This window comes from Pseudofrankia sp. EUN1h (assembly GCF_001854645.1).
In the GTDB taxonomy this organism is placed as follows: domain Bacteria; phylum Actinomycetota; class Actinomycetes; order Frankiales; family Frankiaceae; genus Pseudofrankia; species Pseudofrankia saprophytica.
Window position 1 is genome coordinate 70486 of sequence record NZ_MBLN01000066.1, and the last position, 15147, is coordinate 85632.

A 15147-nucleotide genomic window follows, 5' to 3' on the forward strand; every position below is an offset into this window, starting at 1 on the left:
CGGCGCCGTGGGGACCGCAGGCCGTCCTCGCGCTCCGAGACGAAAGCGGGCGCGCCGGCCACTGGTCGAGGCCCGGCCGCGAGCGGCCCTGGCGCGTCCGCGAGACCAGATGATGTAGTGGTCCGGATGATGTGGTCGTTAGGTACGTGCCCATCCGGGGGACCAAGACTGGAACTCACTGCCGGTGACGAGGTCTCGCCACCGCAACGACGCAGCACTGGGGAGCAGAACGTGGATCCGACGCCTTCAGCCGATGGCCCGGGCGACTCCAGCGGTGCCCACGGTGGCGGCCCGCGCGACGTCGTGCAGCTCACCATTCCGGCCGCGGGCGCCTACCTCGCCGTTCTGCGTACCGCGACGGCGTCGCTCGCCGCCCGGCTGGACTTCACCCTCGATGACATCGAGGACCTGCGGATCGCGGTGGACGAGGCGTCCGCGCTGCTGCTGGTCTCCGCCGTCCCCGGCTCCGCGCTGGAGTGCGCGTTCGCGCTCTCGCCCGGTCTGATGCGGGTCACCGTCTCGGTGGAGAGCCTCGACGGCGAATCGCCGTCGAAGGACACGTTCGCGTGGACGGTGCTGAGCGCGCTCGCCGGCGAGGTCTCCAGCTCCATCGGGCCGGGCAATCGGGTGACCATCGAGCTGGCGAAGCGGCGCGGCGACCTGGGATAGGCCGCCCCATTGCGAGGCCGCCCGCTGAGCCGCGTGGGCCGCGTCGCCGACCTGGGCCGACCCGGGCCGGGCGGATCGGCCCGGGTCGGCGCGGCGCGCTAGGCGCCGATCTTTTCGGGCGCGTCGGCCGCTGCCGGCGACGCCTGCCGGGGGACGGCCACGGTCGCGCGCTTGCGGGTGCCGCCGAGCAGGGACGGCAGGACGGCCGGGGCGGCGGAGCTGCTGGCGGCGCGGATCGACTCGCGTAGCGACGCCATGGTCGCGGAGAGCGCGGTCGGCTCGTAGCCGCAGTGCGCCATGCAGTTGTCGCAGCGCGGGTCGCGGCCCCGGCCGTACGCCTCCCAGTCCGTGGTCTCCAGCAGTTCCTGGTAGGACTTGGCGTATCCGTCGCCCATCAGATAGCAGGGCTTCTGCCAGCCGAGCAGCGAGTAGGACGGAATTCCCCAAGCGGTGCAGGGAAAGTCGACCTTGCCCTCGAGGAAGTCGAGGTACAGCGGCGAGTGGTTGATCCGCCAGCGGTCGCGGCGGCCGCCGGCGAATGCCTCGCGGAACAGATTCCGGGTCTCCTCGACGCCCATGAACTTGTCCTGGCCAGGCGCCTTCTCGTACGCGTAGGCCGGCGACAGCATCATCCCGTCGACCTTCAGGTCGTTGTTGAGGTAGTCGAGCACCTCCATCACGGTCTGCGGGGTGTCGGTGTTGAAGAAAGTCGTGTTGGTGGTGACCCGGAATCCGCGCCGCTGGGCGTCCCTGATGGCGTCCACGGCCTGGGCGAAGACACCCTGCTTCGCCACCGACGCGTCGTGGCGCTCCTCGAGGCCGTCGATGTGCACCGCGAGCGACAGGTACGGCGACGGCCGCAGCTTGTCGATCTTCTTTGGCAGGAGCAGCGCGTTGGTGCACAGGAAGATGAACTTCTTCCGCTGCACCAGTCCGGCGACGATCTCCTCGACCTGCGGGTGCATGAGCGGCTCGCCGCCCGCCAGGCACACCACCGGCGCGCCGCACTCGTCCACCGCCGCGAGCGCCTGCTCGACCGGCATGCGCTGCTTCAGGATGTCCGCGGGGTGCTGGATCTTTCCGCAGCCCACGCAGGCGAGGTTACAGGCGAACAGCGGTTCCAGCTCCAGCGTGATCGGAAACTTCGTCCGACCCGCGAGCCGCTGCTTGAGAATGTACGCGCCGATTTTGATCGCCTGACGCCGGGGAATACTCATCTACGCCCTTCCCGCCGCTCTCACCAGCCGTCCGCCGTGGCGGCCGTGCATTGTCCTTTGTTTGGTCACCCTAGGCGAGGGGTTTCCGTGGCGCCGGGCGTAAGGATGTCGTGAGAAGGATGTCGCGAATACCGCCTCCGCCCGCCAGCCACCGATACGTCCATGGCGCCGATTTGGTGAGAAGGACGACGGGCGCCATGCCGGTGAAGCGGGAAGCGCGCGTCCTGACGTGGTGTGGGTCAGGACGCGCGCTTCCCGTGACGGAACCCGTGACGGAACCCGTGACGGAACCCGTGACGGAACCCGTGACGGAACCCGTGACGGAACCCGTGACGGAACCCGTGACGGAAGTCCCGGCGCTGGGAGCCCTACGCCCGGGAGACCGGAGCTCGGCGGGCGTCGTGGAGTCGGGCAAGGACGGCGGCAAGGACGGCGGCGAGGTCGTCGACGGAGGTCTCGGTGACGATCGAACGGTCGCGGGTCCGGAGCTCGACGATGCCCTCGGCCGCGCGGCGACCGACGATGACCTGGTAGGGGCAGCCGATGAGGTCGGCGTCGGCGAACCGGACGCCGGCGGAGCCGCCCGGGCGGTCGTCGACGAGCACGTCGAGACCGGCTTCCGCGAGCGCGTCGGTGACGGCCCGGACGACGGCCGCGTCGACCTTGCGGCCCAGCGGGATCACCTGGACGTCGTAGGGCGCGAGGGGCGCCGGCCAGATGACGCCGTGCTCGTCGTGGTGCTGCTCGACCACGACCGACAGGAGGCGGCTGATTCCGATCCCGTAGCAGCCCATCACCATCGGCAGGTCCTTGCCCGCCGCGTCCAGGAACGTCGCCTCCAGCGGCACGGTGTACCTGGTGCCGAGCTGGAAGATGTGTCCGATCTCGACGGCGCGCTCGACCGCGAGGGGCCCGGCGCCATCCGGAGACGGGTCACCGGCACGGACGTCGACGATGTCGGCCCACTCGTCCGGCTCGAAGTCGCGCCCCCGGTTACAGCCGGTCAGATGGTGGTCGAGCTCGTTCGCGCCGGCGCACCAGTCACGGCCGGCCGCCACGTGATGGTCCGCGACGATCCTGCCGACGTGGGGAGCGAGCCCGACCGGGCCGACATGCCCGCGCACCAGGGCCGGGTACCCGGCGAAGTCCGCGGCGTCCAGGAGGACGGGCGCCGCGCCGAGCACTCGCGCGAGCTTGTGCTCGTTGACCTCGCGGTCTCCCGGGCACAGCACGGCCACGACCTCTGTCCCTTCGCCCGCCGGGATCTTGTAGAGCAGGCACTTCAGGACCTGGTTCGCCGGGATCTCGAGGAACCCTGCCACCTCGTCGACGCTGCGTGCCCCCGGCGTGTGAGCGCGGCGCAGTGGACGGGTACCCGGTTCGACCGGCGCCGGCCGGGCGCAGGTCGCCGCCTCCAGGTTCGCGGCGTAGGTGCCCCCGGGCGAGTGGACGACGAGGTCCTCACCGACCTCGGTGGGCGCCATGAACTCGTGGTTCACGTCGCCGCCGATCTCGCCGGCCTGCGCCCGGACGGCGCGGAACCGCAACCCACAGCGCGTGAAGACCCGCTCGTAGGCGTGGTACATGGCCCGGTAGGTCTCGCGCAGCGAGTCCTGACCGTCGTGGAAGCTGTAGGCGTCCTTCATGACGAAGTCCCGGGAGCGCAGGAGACCGGCGCGCGGCCGCAGCTCGTCGCGGTACTTGGTCTGGATCTGGAAGACCCGCAGCGGCAGGTCGCGGTAGCTTTCGATCTCGCCCGCGACCAGGCTGGTGACCAGCTCCTCGTGCGTCGGGCCCAGGCAGAGCTCGCTACCCCTGCGATCCGTCACGCGGAACATCAGGTCGCCGTAGCGGTCCCACCGGCCGGTGCGTTCCCACAGTTCGCGGGGCATCAGCGCCGGCATCAGCAGCTCCTGGCACCCGGCAGCCGTCATCTCCTCGCGCACGACGTCTTCGATCTTGCGCAGGACGCGTAGCCCGAGTGGCAGGTAGCTGTACACGCCGGCGGTGGTCTTGCGGATGTATCCGCCGCGCACCAGCAACCGGTGGTTGGTCGTCTCGGCCTCGGCCGGGTCGTCGCGAAGCGTCCGGACGAGGACACGGGAAAGAAAATGGACGCGGGAAGGCGCGTGCATCGGAAGGCTCCGTCACGTCGAGGCGGCCGGCGAGGCCGCGTCGTCTGGGGGCGGTCGGCTGACGGCTCATGGCCGTCAACGGCGATCGAGGCCGAGCCACCCTCGACGGATGGCTCGGCTACCTCGGTCGGTGCGTCGCCCCGACGAAGCCCATCCGGATCTCTCCTCTGCCCACGGCCGGTCTTCCGCTGCCGGCCCGTTCGAGAGCCGGAGCGAGGCCTACGGTAGCGCCCCCGGCCGCCACGACGTCACGGATTTATGCCGCGCGCCATGCGGTGCGGTGCGGTGCGCGGCGGCGGGTCAGCGTGGTCGCTGGTTGTCCGGGAGACGCGCCGGGTTGGCCTTGCCGGGGTTCGCGAGCGTGGTCGTGGCACAGGTGCCGAGCAGGCCGGCGGCGTCGTGGACGGTCGCCTGGCCGAAGGAGACGCCATCGACGGCGTACTGGTCCTCGGCGAGGACGCCGAAGAACTCACCCACCGGCTCGCGGACCAGCGTCAGCGTGAAGTCGGTGTTGATGTACTGGATGCCGGCGGTGCCACGATGGGTCGTCGGGCTGGTCATGTCGCCGGCCAGCACCGCCCGTATCAGCGGCGTCAGCTCCGTGCCCTCGACGACCTCGCGCAGCTCGCGGATCCACACCCCGCCTCGCTGGACGTTCGCGGTCGGGCCGAGCGCGGCGGTGAGCGTGGTGCCGGGCACCATCGGCCGGACGTCGGCGCGCGAGCCCGCCTGCAGCTGCGGGTTGGGGGAGCCCAGCGCCGGCGCGGGCCAGTCGCCCCGGTCGGCGTGCCAGATCTCGCCGGCCGGGTTGCTCGACGGGCGCAGGAACACCGCCGTCGCGCGGGTGACGGGCACGCCGTCGTGGCTGACGTGCACATCGGCGACCCGGATCCGCCCACCTGCCCGGACCAGCGAGGTGGTCGCCGCGAGCGGCGCGGAGGGGATCGATCGGAACATGTCGACGGTGAGCCGAGCGAGCCGGTAGCCGGGTTCGGCCTGCTCCTGTTCCAGGACGTGCCCGATCAGGCCGCCGAGGATGCGGCCGCTGATGGTCCTCGCCCCCCAGACGCCGCTGGCGAACAGGCCGGGCAGGTAGCGGCCGTCGTCGAGGCGGCGGAAGTAGGCCCACGGGGGTCCCTCGTCCGCGCCGAGGTCCGCGGGCGCCGGCTGGCCGTTGGGGGGCGCCGGCTGTTCGGTGAGGGGCGGCGGCTGGCTCGCGGCCGGCTCGGTCGTCGTCATTCGCCGCGCCAGACGGGCGGGCGCTTCTCGGCGAAGGCGAGCGAGCCCTCGATCGCGTCCTTCGACCGCACGACCGGGTCGAAGATCGGCGCCTGCTTCACCGACCAGTCCTCCTCCGTCCAGTCCGCCGACTCGACGATGATCTGCTTGGTGGACCAGACCGCCAGCGGCGCGTTCGCGGCGATCTCGGCGGCGAGCCGCCTGGCTGCGGCCAACGCCCCGCCAGGCTCGGTGAGCCGGTTGACCAGGCCGTAGCGATGCGCGTCCGGCGCCGCAAGGAAGCCGCCGGTGAGCGAGAGTTCCATGGCGGCGTGGTACGGGATCCGCCGTGGCAGCCGGTAGAGGCCGCCGCTACCCGCGACCAGGCCGCGTTTCGGCTCCGGCAGACCGAACCGAGCGTCGTCGGCCGCGACGATGAGGTCGCAGGCGAGCACGATCTCGAACCCGCCCGCGACCGCGTACCCCTCGACGGCCGCGATGACCGGCTTGCGCGGCGGCCGGTGGGTGAGGCCGGCGAGGCCATGGTCCAGCATCGGGTTCTCGCCGCGGACGAACGCCCTGAGGTCCATGCCGGAGCAGAAGGTGCCGCCGGCACCGGTGAGGATCGCCACAGTCAGGTCAGCGCGCGCCTCGAACGCGCGCAGCCCCGCATCCACACCCTCGCTCAGCGCCCGAGTGATCGCGTTCTTGGCCGCGGGCCGGTTGAGGGTGATCGTCATGACCCCGTCGGCCGCCTCGACCAGCACCTCGTCGGGCACAACTACCTCCTTACGAGGCGCGGGGGAGAGCAAGGACCAGGGAGAACCGGAGAAGACGAGGGAGAACCAGGAGGGACGCCATTCCGTCGTACACGCCGGCCGTCGCGGCCCGCAACTGGTTGCCCGGCGTCACCGACCGGTGCCCTGGGTCACCGATCCGTGTCCGGCCCACCGTCGGTGATTGCGGAGGACTGGATTCCGGTTCTCTGGAATCCGGAGTTTACGCAAGAGTACGGTGAAGATATTCCTGACTGATGATCTACCGGCCGGGGGCTGCCGATGCCGTGGCACCCGCCGGGGGCGGGCCCGTGTCGGACCCGGGCGCGGCCGTGGACTGCCGGGGCCTGGGCGCGGAGCCGCGCCGTGGAGGAGGGCCCTACTCATGACGTCGCTGACGCAGCCGCCGAGCGTGGATCTGCCGCCCGTGGAACGGCTGCGGCCCGGGCTGTGGAGCATCCCCGTCCCGTTGCCGTCCGTCGGCCTGCGCCATGTCTTCGTCTACCTGTTCGAGACCGACGCGGGTGMGTACATCGTCGACGCCGGCTGGGACACCGAGGAGGCGTTCGACGCCCTGTCCGCGGGACTGGCCGTCGCCGGCTACCGCATCGGTGATGTCCGTGGCGTCATGGCGACCCACATGCACCACGACCACTACGGCCTCGCCAAGCGGATCCGCGACGAGTCGGGTGCCTGGGTGGCGTTGCACCCGGCCGACGTCGAGATGCTCAAGCGGTTCGCGGGAGACACCTCCGAGCTGCGCGCCGGCATGGCCAGGCTGCTGGTGCGCGCGGGCGTGTCGGCGGACGAGATCGCCACGATGACGCGGGCGCTGCCGCCGGCGGGCGCGTTTCCCGCGCCCGCGCTGCCGGACGTCCTGATCGAGGACGGCGACCGCCCGGACGTCCCCGGCTGGGACCTGCGGGCCATCTGGACGCCCGGCCACTCGCCCGGCCACCTGTGCTTCTGGGAGCCGGCGAACCAGCTGCTGCTGTCCGGCGACCACGTGCTGCCGCGCATCACGCCCAACATCCCGTTCTCGCCGGTGGAGGGTGACGACCCGCTCGGCGACTACCTGGCCTCGCTCGACAAGGTCGGCGCCTACCCGGCCCAGGAGGCACTGCCGGCGCACGAGTACCGGATCGCGAATCTGCCCGCCCGCCTCGCCGAGCTGCGCGCGCATCACGACCAGCGCTTCGGCGAGATCATCACCGCGATTCGCGACGGCGCCACCACCGCCTGGGCGATCTGCCAGCGGATGACCTGGTCACGCCCCTGGCACGACGTCGAGGGTTTCATGAAGCGCGCCGCGCTCGCCGAGGGCTTCGCGCACCTGCGTGCCCTGGAGCACCGAGGCGTCGTCCGCGAGCTCGACGGCGACCCCCCGACCTGGGAGCTCACCGCCGGCTGACGGCTGATCGGTGGCCGCCTTGGCGGCCGCCGGCTTCCCGGCCCGGCCCGGTTCGGCTCGGCCCGGCCCGGTTCGGCGGCCGGGTGGCCGGCTGGCCCTTCAGGTGAAACGATGTTCTAACCGCCATAGCGTCTGACGGGTCACGTCCCGTCGGAGTCGCCGCGGGAAGAGAACTCGGAGGGCCACGTCATGGCGATCGCCATCAGCGAGGAGCATCGGGAGCTTGCCCGGACGGCGCGGGCGTTCCTGACGTCCAACGACGCACGGGCCGCGAACCGCGCGTTACTCGAAGCTGACGAGGAGCCGCTGCCGACCTTCTGGAAGGAGTTCGCGGACCTCGGCCTGCTGGGCCTGCACCTTCCGGAGGAGCACGGCGGCGGGGCCGGGCTGCCGGAGCTGGTGGTCGTCGTCGAGGAGCTGGGCCGCGCCGCCGCGCCGGGGCCGTTCGTGCCGACCGTCGCCGCCGGCGCGGTCATCGCGGCGGCCGGGGACGCGGAGCAGCGGGCCCGCCTGCTGCCGGGGCTGGCGGCCGGCGAGACGGTCGGGGCCGTCGGACTGCTCGGCGACCTGACGCTCGCCGACGGCAGGCTGTCCGGGTCCGGGGGAGTGGTTCTCGGCGGCGCGCTCGCCACCTTGTTCGTGCTGGCGACTGGCGACGACGTCGTCCTCGTTCCGGCCGGCGCGGACGGGCTGACGGTGGAGGTGCCGGCGGCGCTCGACCCGGCGCGCCGCTCGGCCCGGCTGTGGCTCGACGGTGTCGAGGTGGCCGGCGTCCTGCCCGGTGCCCGCCGCGCTGCCACCGCCCTCACCAGAGTGATCTTCGCGGCCGAGGCGGTCGGCGGCGCACTGGAGACGGTCGAGGTGGCCACCGCCTACGCGAAGGTCCGCGAGCAGTTCGGCCGCCCGATTGGCGCGTTCCAGGCGATCAAGCACCATCTGGCGAACATGTTCGTCGCCGCGGAGCTGGCGACGGCCGCCGTCTGGGACGCGGCCAGGGCCGCCGTCGACGGCGCGGGCGCCGACGAGCTCGAGCTCGCCGCCGCGAGCGCCGCCGCGCTTGCCCTGACGGCGTTCGCCGGCGACGCCTCGTTGAACATCCAGGTACACGGTGGCATCGGCTACACCTGGGAGCACGACGCCCACCTGCTGCTGYGCCGCGCGACGACGCTCGCGGCGGTGCTCGGCCCCGAGTCGGCGGCCGCCGACGTCGCCGCGCTGGCCGCCGCCGGGGTGAGCCGCGCGTCGACGCTGGACCTGCCGGCCGAGGTCGAGGCCGCGCGCGAAGGCGTCCGCGCCTTTGCCCAGGAGGTGGCCGCCCTCCCGGAGAAGGAGCAGCTCGAGCGGCTCATCGACACCGGCTACATCCAGCCGCACTGGCCGAGGCCCTGGGGTCTCGCGGCCTCGGGCGGCCTGCAGCTCGTCATCGACCAGGAGTTCGCCGCCGCGGGCGTCCAGCGCCCGAACTACGGGATCACCAGCTGGAACATCCTCACCCTCGTCCAGCACGGCACCCAGGACCAGATCGACCGGTATGTGCGCAAGGCGCTCACCCGGGAGGAGATCTGGTGCCAGCTGTTCAGCGAGCCGGCCGCCGGCTCCGACGCGGCCGGCATCCGGACCCGGGCGGAGAAGGTCGACGGGGGCTGGGTCATCAACGGTCAGAAGGTCTGGACCAGCCTCGCCCAGTACTGCCGGCGCGGCCTCGCGACCGTCCGCACCGACCCGGACGCCCGCAAGCACGCCGGCGTCACGATGATGATCATTGATATGAAGCATCCCGGCGTCGAGGTCCGCCCGCTGCGCCAGACCACCGGGGACAGCCACTTCAACGAGGTCTTCCTCACCGACGTGTTCGTCCCCGACGCGGACGTCGTCGGCGAGCCGAACCAGGGCTGGAAGGTCGCCCGCGCGACCCTGGGCAACGAGCGCGTCAGCATCGGCGGCGGGATCGGCGCTCCGGCGTCCGCCGACGTCGTCGAGCTCTACAGGGCCAGGCCCGACGCGTTCCCAGCGGCCGCCGAGCGGGTCGGCCGGCACGTCGCCGAGGGCCTGGCGCTGCGCCAGCTCAACCTGCGCGGCGCCGTGCGGGCGGTCGCCGGTGGCGAGCCCGGCCCCGAGGGCAACGTCACCAAGCTGGCGCTCGCGGAGCACACCGGGTCCGCGGCCGCGCTGAACCTCGCCTTCGCCGGCCCCGGCGCGGCGTTCCTCGACGGCCCGGGCGCCGCGGCGGGCCGAGGTGCCCTGGGCTGGCGCGCCATGACCATCGCCGGCGGCACATCCGAGATCACCCGCAACCAGATCGCCGAGCGCATCCTCGGCCTTCCCCGCGACCCGCTGCTGAAGTAATGACCCGTCCCTGAAACGACCCGAGAACTTACTCCGTGGCCGGAGCGTGGTTGGCCATGGTCTGTTCGGCCGCCGGGCCCCGCGCCGCGCATCGTCGCGTGGGACGCGCGCGAGGTTGGGCGGCGTCTTGCCGAAGTGGCAACCAGGTTGGTGAGGCCGGGGTGCGATGGGCAACGATGGGCGGGTGACCGACGAGATCGAGGCGGGATCGCCCGCGTCTGACGCCCTTGCGTCTGCTGATGGATACGCGGGAGATCCCGGGGTGGCGGCACACTGGGACGAGCGGTACGCCGACAGGGAGCGGCTGTGGAGCGGCCAGCCCAACGGCGCGCTGGTGGCCGAGGTCGCCGGGCTCACTCCAGGGCGGGTGCTCGACGTCGGCTGTGGCGAGGGGGCGGACGCGGTCTGGCTCGCGAGCCATGGCTGGGATGTGACCGCGCTCGACGTGTCGGGGGTCGCCTTGAAGCGCGCGGCCGGGCATGCGGCCGACGCCGGTGTCGCCGTGCGTTGGGTGCATGCCGAGCTGGCGGGGGCGGGGCTCGTGCCGGGATCGTTCGATCTCGTCTCGGCGCAGTATCCGGCGCTGCTGCGCACTCCCGACGCCGCGGCCGAGCGCGCGCTGCTCGCCGCGGTCGCGCCCGGCGGCGTGCTGCTGCTCGTGCACCACGCGGGAATGGACAGCCACCAGGCGCGCGACGACGGCTTCGACCCGGCCGACTATGTCTGGCCGGCCATGATCGCCGCGCTCCTCGACGACGACTGGATTGTCGAGCGCAACGAGCAGCGGCCGCGCATCGCACCCGAGGGCGGCGCCGGCGCGCACCACACCGACGACCTGGTACTGCGCGCACGCCGGCTGCGCTGAGCCCCCTCCCTGGCACGGGCGCGGAACGGCGCCCGGCCGAAATAGCCACAGGTGCATCTGGCGGCCGCTCGCCGTCACCCGCAGGTGTACGTCCTCGCGTGGTTCCCGCGCGCAGACCGTCATCGCAGACCGTCATCGTGGGCCGTTCGATGTGGGCCGTTCGATGTCGAGTCAGCCCCCGGCGGCTTCGACGCCGGTCAAACGATGTGCACCAGGTCCGCCACGGATGAAGCCGATCCGCTACCGCGTGCTGGTGCATGCGCCTGACAAGCGACAGCCCGTCGCAATCGTCGTCCTCCGGATCGTCAAGGCGCACGTGGCGGCCCCACTGCCTTATGGCCCAGATGATCGGCATGGTCGCCGACCGGACCTGACCGGCGACCGACACCACCAGGTACAGGAATGCGACTGGTTGGCCGACAGGCGGTCGACGGACGCTTGTCGCGGACCTGGTCAGGAATACGCCCAGCTCACGGGACCGGTTCACCCGGCACAGGCTGTGCGCGATCGCGGGCCGCCCGAACGACATCAACGAAGGACCATCATGTTTCCCCTCCACACCGACCTCGCCTTCCAGCTCGCCCGTGAGCACGCCGCCGAGGAACACCGGCGGGCCGCGCGCCACCAACTGGCCCGGGATGCGCGCGGCCCGCGGCCCCGACGCGCGTGGCTCGCGGTACTGACCGGCTTCCTGCGCCGAGACGGCGACCCGGGGCCGGCCGGCCAGACACAGCGGCCCCGGCCGGGTGTGCCCCTGCCGCAGGCAGTACCAGTCCCCAGGCCAGCCAGCTCGACCACCCGGTCACCCGACCTGATCAGCCCCGCCACTCATCTCATGATCCGGCCACTCCGGCCACCGCGGCGACCAGAGCCCCCGTCGATGACGGGCGTCGGCGGCGAGGCCCGGACCCAGCGGCGGGACTCCCGGCCATGACCGGCTCCCTGCGGCCGCTGGTCATCATGGTCCTGGTGATCACCGAGGTCGGGCTGTGGCAATGGCGGGTGATTCTGACCGGCCGTGGTGCCAAGGGTCTCCCGACCGTGCTGGGCATCATCGGCGCCATCCTGCAGATCACCGCCATCGCGCAGGTCGTCGCCTACGTCCAGGACCCGCTCACCGTGGCCGCCTACGCCCTCGGGGTCGGCGGCGGGGTCCTCATCGGGGTGACCGTCGGAAATCGGTTCACCGCCGAGGCCGTCGGCGTCAACGTCCTCACCCGACAGCCTGAACTGGACAGTCAGCTACGCGCCCGGGGCTGGCCGGTGACCTCCTACGAAGGCCGCTCCGAGAACGGCGTCGTGCACCTCCTGCAGATCGTCGTCGACCCCCGCGCCCGCGTCGCGCTGCTCGCCGACGTCACCGAACTGGCCCCGCAGGCGTTCTGGACCACCGAGAACGTCCAGCCCGGCCCCGGCCTCGGGCAGCCACGCCTGAGCGGGCGGCCCGGCCGCCAGGTGACACCTCGCCGGCGCCTGACCGCTGTCACCGTCGGTCAGCACTAGGTCCACGACCCAACCGCGGACCCGTCCCGGAACCAGGAGCTGGACGTTCGCCCTCGGCACAAGCATGTCGGAGGCCGGCCTGGTGAAACCGAGGTCTGGGATGGTGGAGGCCTGGGTGCCGCACCGTCCCAACCTCGGGAGATCATCGTGAGTTCCTCGCTCTACGACGACGTGGGCGGCCTCGACGGCCTGCGGCGCCTGTCCGCGGCGTTCTACGACCGAGTGCTCGCGGACGAGCTGCTCGCACCCGTGTTCGCGCACTTCACCCCCACCCACCTTGAGCACGTGGCCGTCTGGCTGGCGGAGGTGTTCGACGGGCCAACGGATTTCTCGGCCCGCCTCGGCGGCCACCAGGCCCTGCTGCGCAGCCACCTCGGGCTCGGGATCACCGACGAACACCGGCAGCGCTGGCTGAAACTGATGGCCGACGCGATCCACGAGGTGCTACCCGGCCGGCCGGAGCTGGCCGCGACGCTCATGGAGTACTTCGACTGGGGTACCGCCATCGCCCAGGACGTCTCACAGAACCCCGTCGGGACCGACCTGGGCGACCCCGGCCCCACCCCGCGATGGGGACACCAGGGCCTCGTCCACTGACCTCGCGCCGCCAACCCCCGGCACGACGCGATCGACCGATGCGGACCGTCCTGATCCAGGGCGATGGTGTCGTCGCCGCGGGTGCCGCTGCCGGTGTTCGGTCGGGCGGTGGACCGGTCTCCTGGTTCTTGGAATGTATGTTCCGAGGGCAGGGCTGACATCCCGCCGGTTCGTCGACGAGAATCGCTGGGAGTCTGCGCAGGGTATGTCGGCGAACTGGTTTCCGGCTGCCCCTGTCTGGTATTGGTCGTCATCGCTTCAGGTGGCTGCTTACCAGTAATACTTGCTGGTAGAGGTGTGCCGTCGACTAGATCATGTCGACGGCTCCTGTTTGTGGCCAGTCTTTCCGGCTCGGCGCGCGGCTTCCTGGAGACCGGCGGGGTTGTGTTCCCCGCTGCCGAGTTCGGCGACAGACTCGGAAATGCGTTGTCCTGGCTGCCCGGGCGTTTCGGGGGCGAGGAGAACGTGATGAACGAAGCTGTGGAGACGGGGCGGCGTCCCAGCGGCCAGCGGCGGCCGGACATTCCCATGCCGTCGGGCCGGCCGGGAGAGCCCGAGCTGACGACGGTGGACCTGCCGCTGCCCGTTGGCGCCCCGCCGCCGTGGGTGCGGCCGGCTGGTGGTCGTGGGTCGGCGGTGGGTGGCGGCGCGGACGGCGAGCTGAAGACAGTGATATTGCCGCCGTTCACTGGCGCGCCGCCGCCGTGGGTGCGGCCGGCCGGCGGTCGTCGGTCGACGGTGGGTGGCGGCGCKGACGGCGAGCCGACGACGGTGATGTTGCCGTCGCCTGTCGGGATGCCGCCCATGATGGTCGGGGGTGTATGGGCCGGCGGCATTGGCCCGGCCGCGCCGACGGCCCGGCCGGCGGCGAACCCACGGGCGCGGATGGTGTTCGCCGTCGTCTGCGCCGCGGTCTTCGTCTCCAATCTGGACCTGTTCGTCGTCAACGTCGCGTTCCCGGACATCCACCGCGCGCTCGGCGGCCAGTTGTCGACGCTGTCCTGGGTACTCAACGGCTACGCCATCGCCTTCGCGGCGCTGATGGTGCCCGCGGGCCGCCTCGCGGACCGGCACGGGCACCGCGACGGCTTCCTCCTCGGCCTCGGGCTGTTCACGGCGGCGAGCGCCGCCTGCGCGGCCAGCTCCGACCTGACGATGCTGATCGTGGCCCGGGTGGCGCAGGCTGTCGGAGCCGCGGCGCTGATCCCCACCAGCCTGGCGCTGCTGCTCGCCGTCACTCCGCCCGAGCGGCGCCCGGCCGCGGTGCGTGGCTGGGCGGCCGTCGGCGGGCTCGCGGCGGCGTTGGGGCCGGTCGTCGGCGGGCTGCTCGTCGAGGCGGACTGGCGGTGGGTGTTCCTGGTCAACCTGCCCTTCGGCGTCGTCGCGTTGGTGGCCGGGGCGCGGGTCCTGCCGCGGCAGCGTCAGACCGCCTCCGGACCGTTCCCGGACGTCCTCGGAGTCCTGCTGCTCACCGTCGGTGTCGCGCTGCTGGCGCTGGGCCTGGTGCAGGCCCCGTCGTGGGGCTGGGCGTCGGTGAAGGTGATCGGGAGCTTCGTGGCGGCGGCGGCGTCGCTGGCAGGGTTCGTCGTGCGCTCGGCGCGTCATCCGGCGCCGGTGGTGGAGCTGACGGTGCTGCGCGCGCCGGGATTCGGGCCGGCGGTGTTCGCGCTGCTGCTGTTCAGCGTGGCCTTCGCCGCGATGCTGCTGTCGGTCGTGACCTATCTGGACGCCGCCTGGGGCTGGTCGCCGCTGCTGGTGGGGCTGGCCGTCGCGCCCGGACCCGCGATGGTGCCGCCGGTCGCGTTGGCACTCACCGGCCGGCTGATCGACCGGTTCGGCAGCGGCCCGGTCGCGGCTGTCGGCACGCTGGCCTTCGCCGCAGGACCCGCCTGGTGGGCCCTGCGGACGGGACTGACCCATGACTACGCCACGTCGATGCTTCCTGGTCTGCTGATCGTCGGGTTCGGAGTCGGGCTCGCCCTGCCGACGCTGACCTCCGGGGCGACGTCCGCGTTGCCAGCGGACCGGTTCGCGACGGGCAGCGCGGTGGTGAACATGGCCCGCCAGATCGCCAGCGTGCTCGGCGTCGCCATCCTGATCGCCGTCATCGGCTCGCCGACGGCACGGACGGTCGTCGCCGCCTTCCACGCGGGCTGGTGGTTCTGCGCTGCCGCATCACTCGCGGCCACCGCCGTCGCCGTTCTCAGCCTGGTGCCCCGGGGGCAGGGACGGACGTGACATGCGCGGGCGCGGGCGCCCAGCTGTCAGGGCGAGGCCGAGAAGCCCTCCGCGAACCGCGTTCACCGTGGCGCTCGGCTGGACCTGTCCGTCGGCCGACGGGCTCTTGAGAGTCGCCGGGCACAGCCGATTCAATCGGGTACCGAGGCCATCTCCATCGCCACCGCCATCG

At 72.2% G+C, this 15147-nt stretch carries 12 protein-coding genes; 8 read left to right on the forward strand and 4 right to left on the reverse strand.

Features of this window, described 5'->3' with window-relative positions:
* The first annotated feature begins 231 nt into the window (after positions 1-231).
* Positions 232-669, forward strand: coding sequence for a hypothetical protein (locus BCD49_RS25780; RefSeq protein WP_007506718.1), 438 nt, complete (start codon positions 232-234; stop codon positions 667-669).
* Positions 670-767: 98 nt separating this feature from the next.
* Here the strand turns inward: BCD49_RS25780 and hpnH are convergent, their stop codons facing one another.
* From hpnH to BCD49_RS25800, 4 genes are all read right to left on the reverse strand, one after another.
* The gene (gene hpnH / locus BCD49_RS25785) at positions 768-1886 is read right to left on the reverse strand and encodes an adenosyl-hopene transferase HpnH (protein ID WP_007506717.1); all 1119 of its coding nucleotides are present in this window, start codon (positions 1884-1886) and stop codon (positions 768-770) included.
* Positions 1887-2254: 368 nt separating this feature from the next.
* Positions 2255-4021, reverse strand: coding sequence for a proline--tRNA ligase (locus tag BCD49_RS25790; RefSeq protein WP_007506716.1), 1767 nt, complete (start codon positions 4019-4021; stop codon positions 2255-2257).
* Between the two features lie 300 nt (positions 4022-4321).
* Complete coding sequence (locus BCD49_RS25795; RefSeq protein WP_007506715.1) at positions 4322-5260, reverse strand: acyl-CoA thioesterase domain-containing protein; 939 nt, start codon at positions 5258-5260, stop codon at positions 4322-4324.
* Positions 5257-6018 (reverse strand): crotonase/enoyl-CoA hydratase family protein, encoded by a 762-nt coding sequence (locus BCD49_RS25800; protein WP_007506714.1) that lies wholly within the window; start codon positions 6016-6018, stop codon positions 5257-5259. Before BCD49_RS25800 ends, BCD49_RS25795 begins: the two co-directional genes overlap by 4 nt.
* Before the next feature lie 382 nt (positions 6019-6400).
* Here BCD49_RS25800 and BCD49_RS25805 point away from each other — a divergent pair, with 382 nt between their 5' ends.
* The 7 genes from BCD49_RS25805 (at position 6401) to BCD49_RS25835 (ending at position 14975) form a co-directional block, all read left to right on the forward strand.
* Positions 6401-7426: an MBL fold metallo-hydrolase gene (locus BCD49_RS25805; RefSeq protein WP_071042000.1), complete on the forward strand. Its 1026-nt coding sequence runs from the start codon at positions 6401-6403 to the stop codon at positions 7424-7426.
* Between the two features lie 189 nt (positions 7427-7615).
* Positions 7616-9772 carry an acyl-CoA dehydrogenase gene (locus tag BCD49_RS25810; protein WP_071042001.1) on the forward strand — a complete coding sequence of 719 codons (2157 nt, stop codon included), beginning with the start codon at positions 7616-7618 and terminating at the stop codon, positions 9770-9772.
* A gap of 184 nt (positions 9773-9956) precedes the next feature.
* Positions 9957-10637, forward strand: coding sequence for a class I SAM-dependent methyltransferase (locus BCD49_RS25815; protein ID WP_027141359.1), 681 nt, complete (start codon positions 9957-9959; stop codon positions 10635-10637).
* Positions 10638-11181: 544 nt separating this feature from the next.
* A complete protein-coding gene (locus tag BCD49_RS25820) occupies positions 11182-11571 on the forward strand; it encodes a hypothetical protein (protein ID WP_007506709.1) in 390 nt (129 codons plus the stop codon).
* Positions 11568-12140 (forward strand): DUF5698 domain-containing protein, encoded by a 573-nt coding sequence (locus tag BCD49_RS25825; RefSeq protein WP_007506708.1) that lies wholly within the window; start codon positions 11568-11570, stop codon positions 12138-12140. The genes BCD49_RS25820 and BCD49_RS25825 overlap by 4 nt, the downstream gene beginning before the upstream one ends.
* Positions 12141-12287: 147 nt before the next feature.
* Positions 12288-12737 carry a group II truncated hemoglobin gene (locus BCD49_RS25830; RefSeq protein WP_007506707.1) on the forward strand — a complete coding sequence of 150 codons (450 nt, stop codon included), beginning with the start codon at positions 12288-12290 and terminating at the stop codon, positions 12735-12737.
* A 468-nt stretch (positions 12738-13205) separates the two neighbouring features.
* Positions 13206-14975, forward strand: a complete 1770-nt coding sequence (locus BCD49_RS25835) for a DHA2 family efflux MFS transporter permease subunit (protein WP_035931893.1) — start codon at positions 13206-13208, stop codon at positions 14973-14975.
* Positions 14976-15147 lie beyond the last annotated feature (172 nt).

Bases quoted from the DNA above. Each gene is read 5' to 3' on its own strand.
- BCD49_RS25790 (WP_007506716.1), bottom strand. From the start codon at position 4,021: ATGCACGCGCCTTCCCGCGTCCATTTTCTTTCCCGTGTCCTCGTCCGG.
- BCD49_RS25820 (WP_007506709.1), top strand. From the start codon at position 11,182: ATGTTTCCCCTCCACACCGACCTCGCCTTCCAGCTCGCCCGTGAGCAC.
- BCD49_RS25825 (WP_007506708.1), top strand. From the start codon at position 11,568: ATGACCGGCTCCCTGCGGCCGCTGGTCATCATGGTCCTGGTGATCACC.
- hpnH (WP_007506717.1), bottom strand. From the start codon at position 1,886: ATGAGTATTCCCCGGCGTCAGGCGATCAAAATCGGCGCGTACATTCTC.
- BCD49_RS25795 (WP_007506715.1), bottom strand. From the start codon at position 5,260: ATGACGACGACCGAGCCGGCCGCGAGCCAGCCGCCGCCCCTCACCGAA.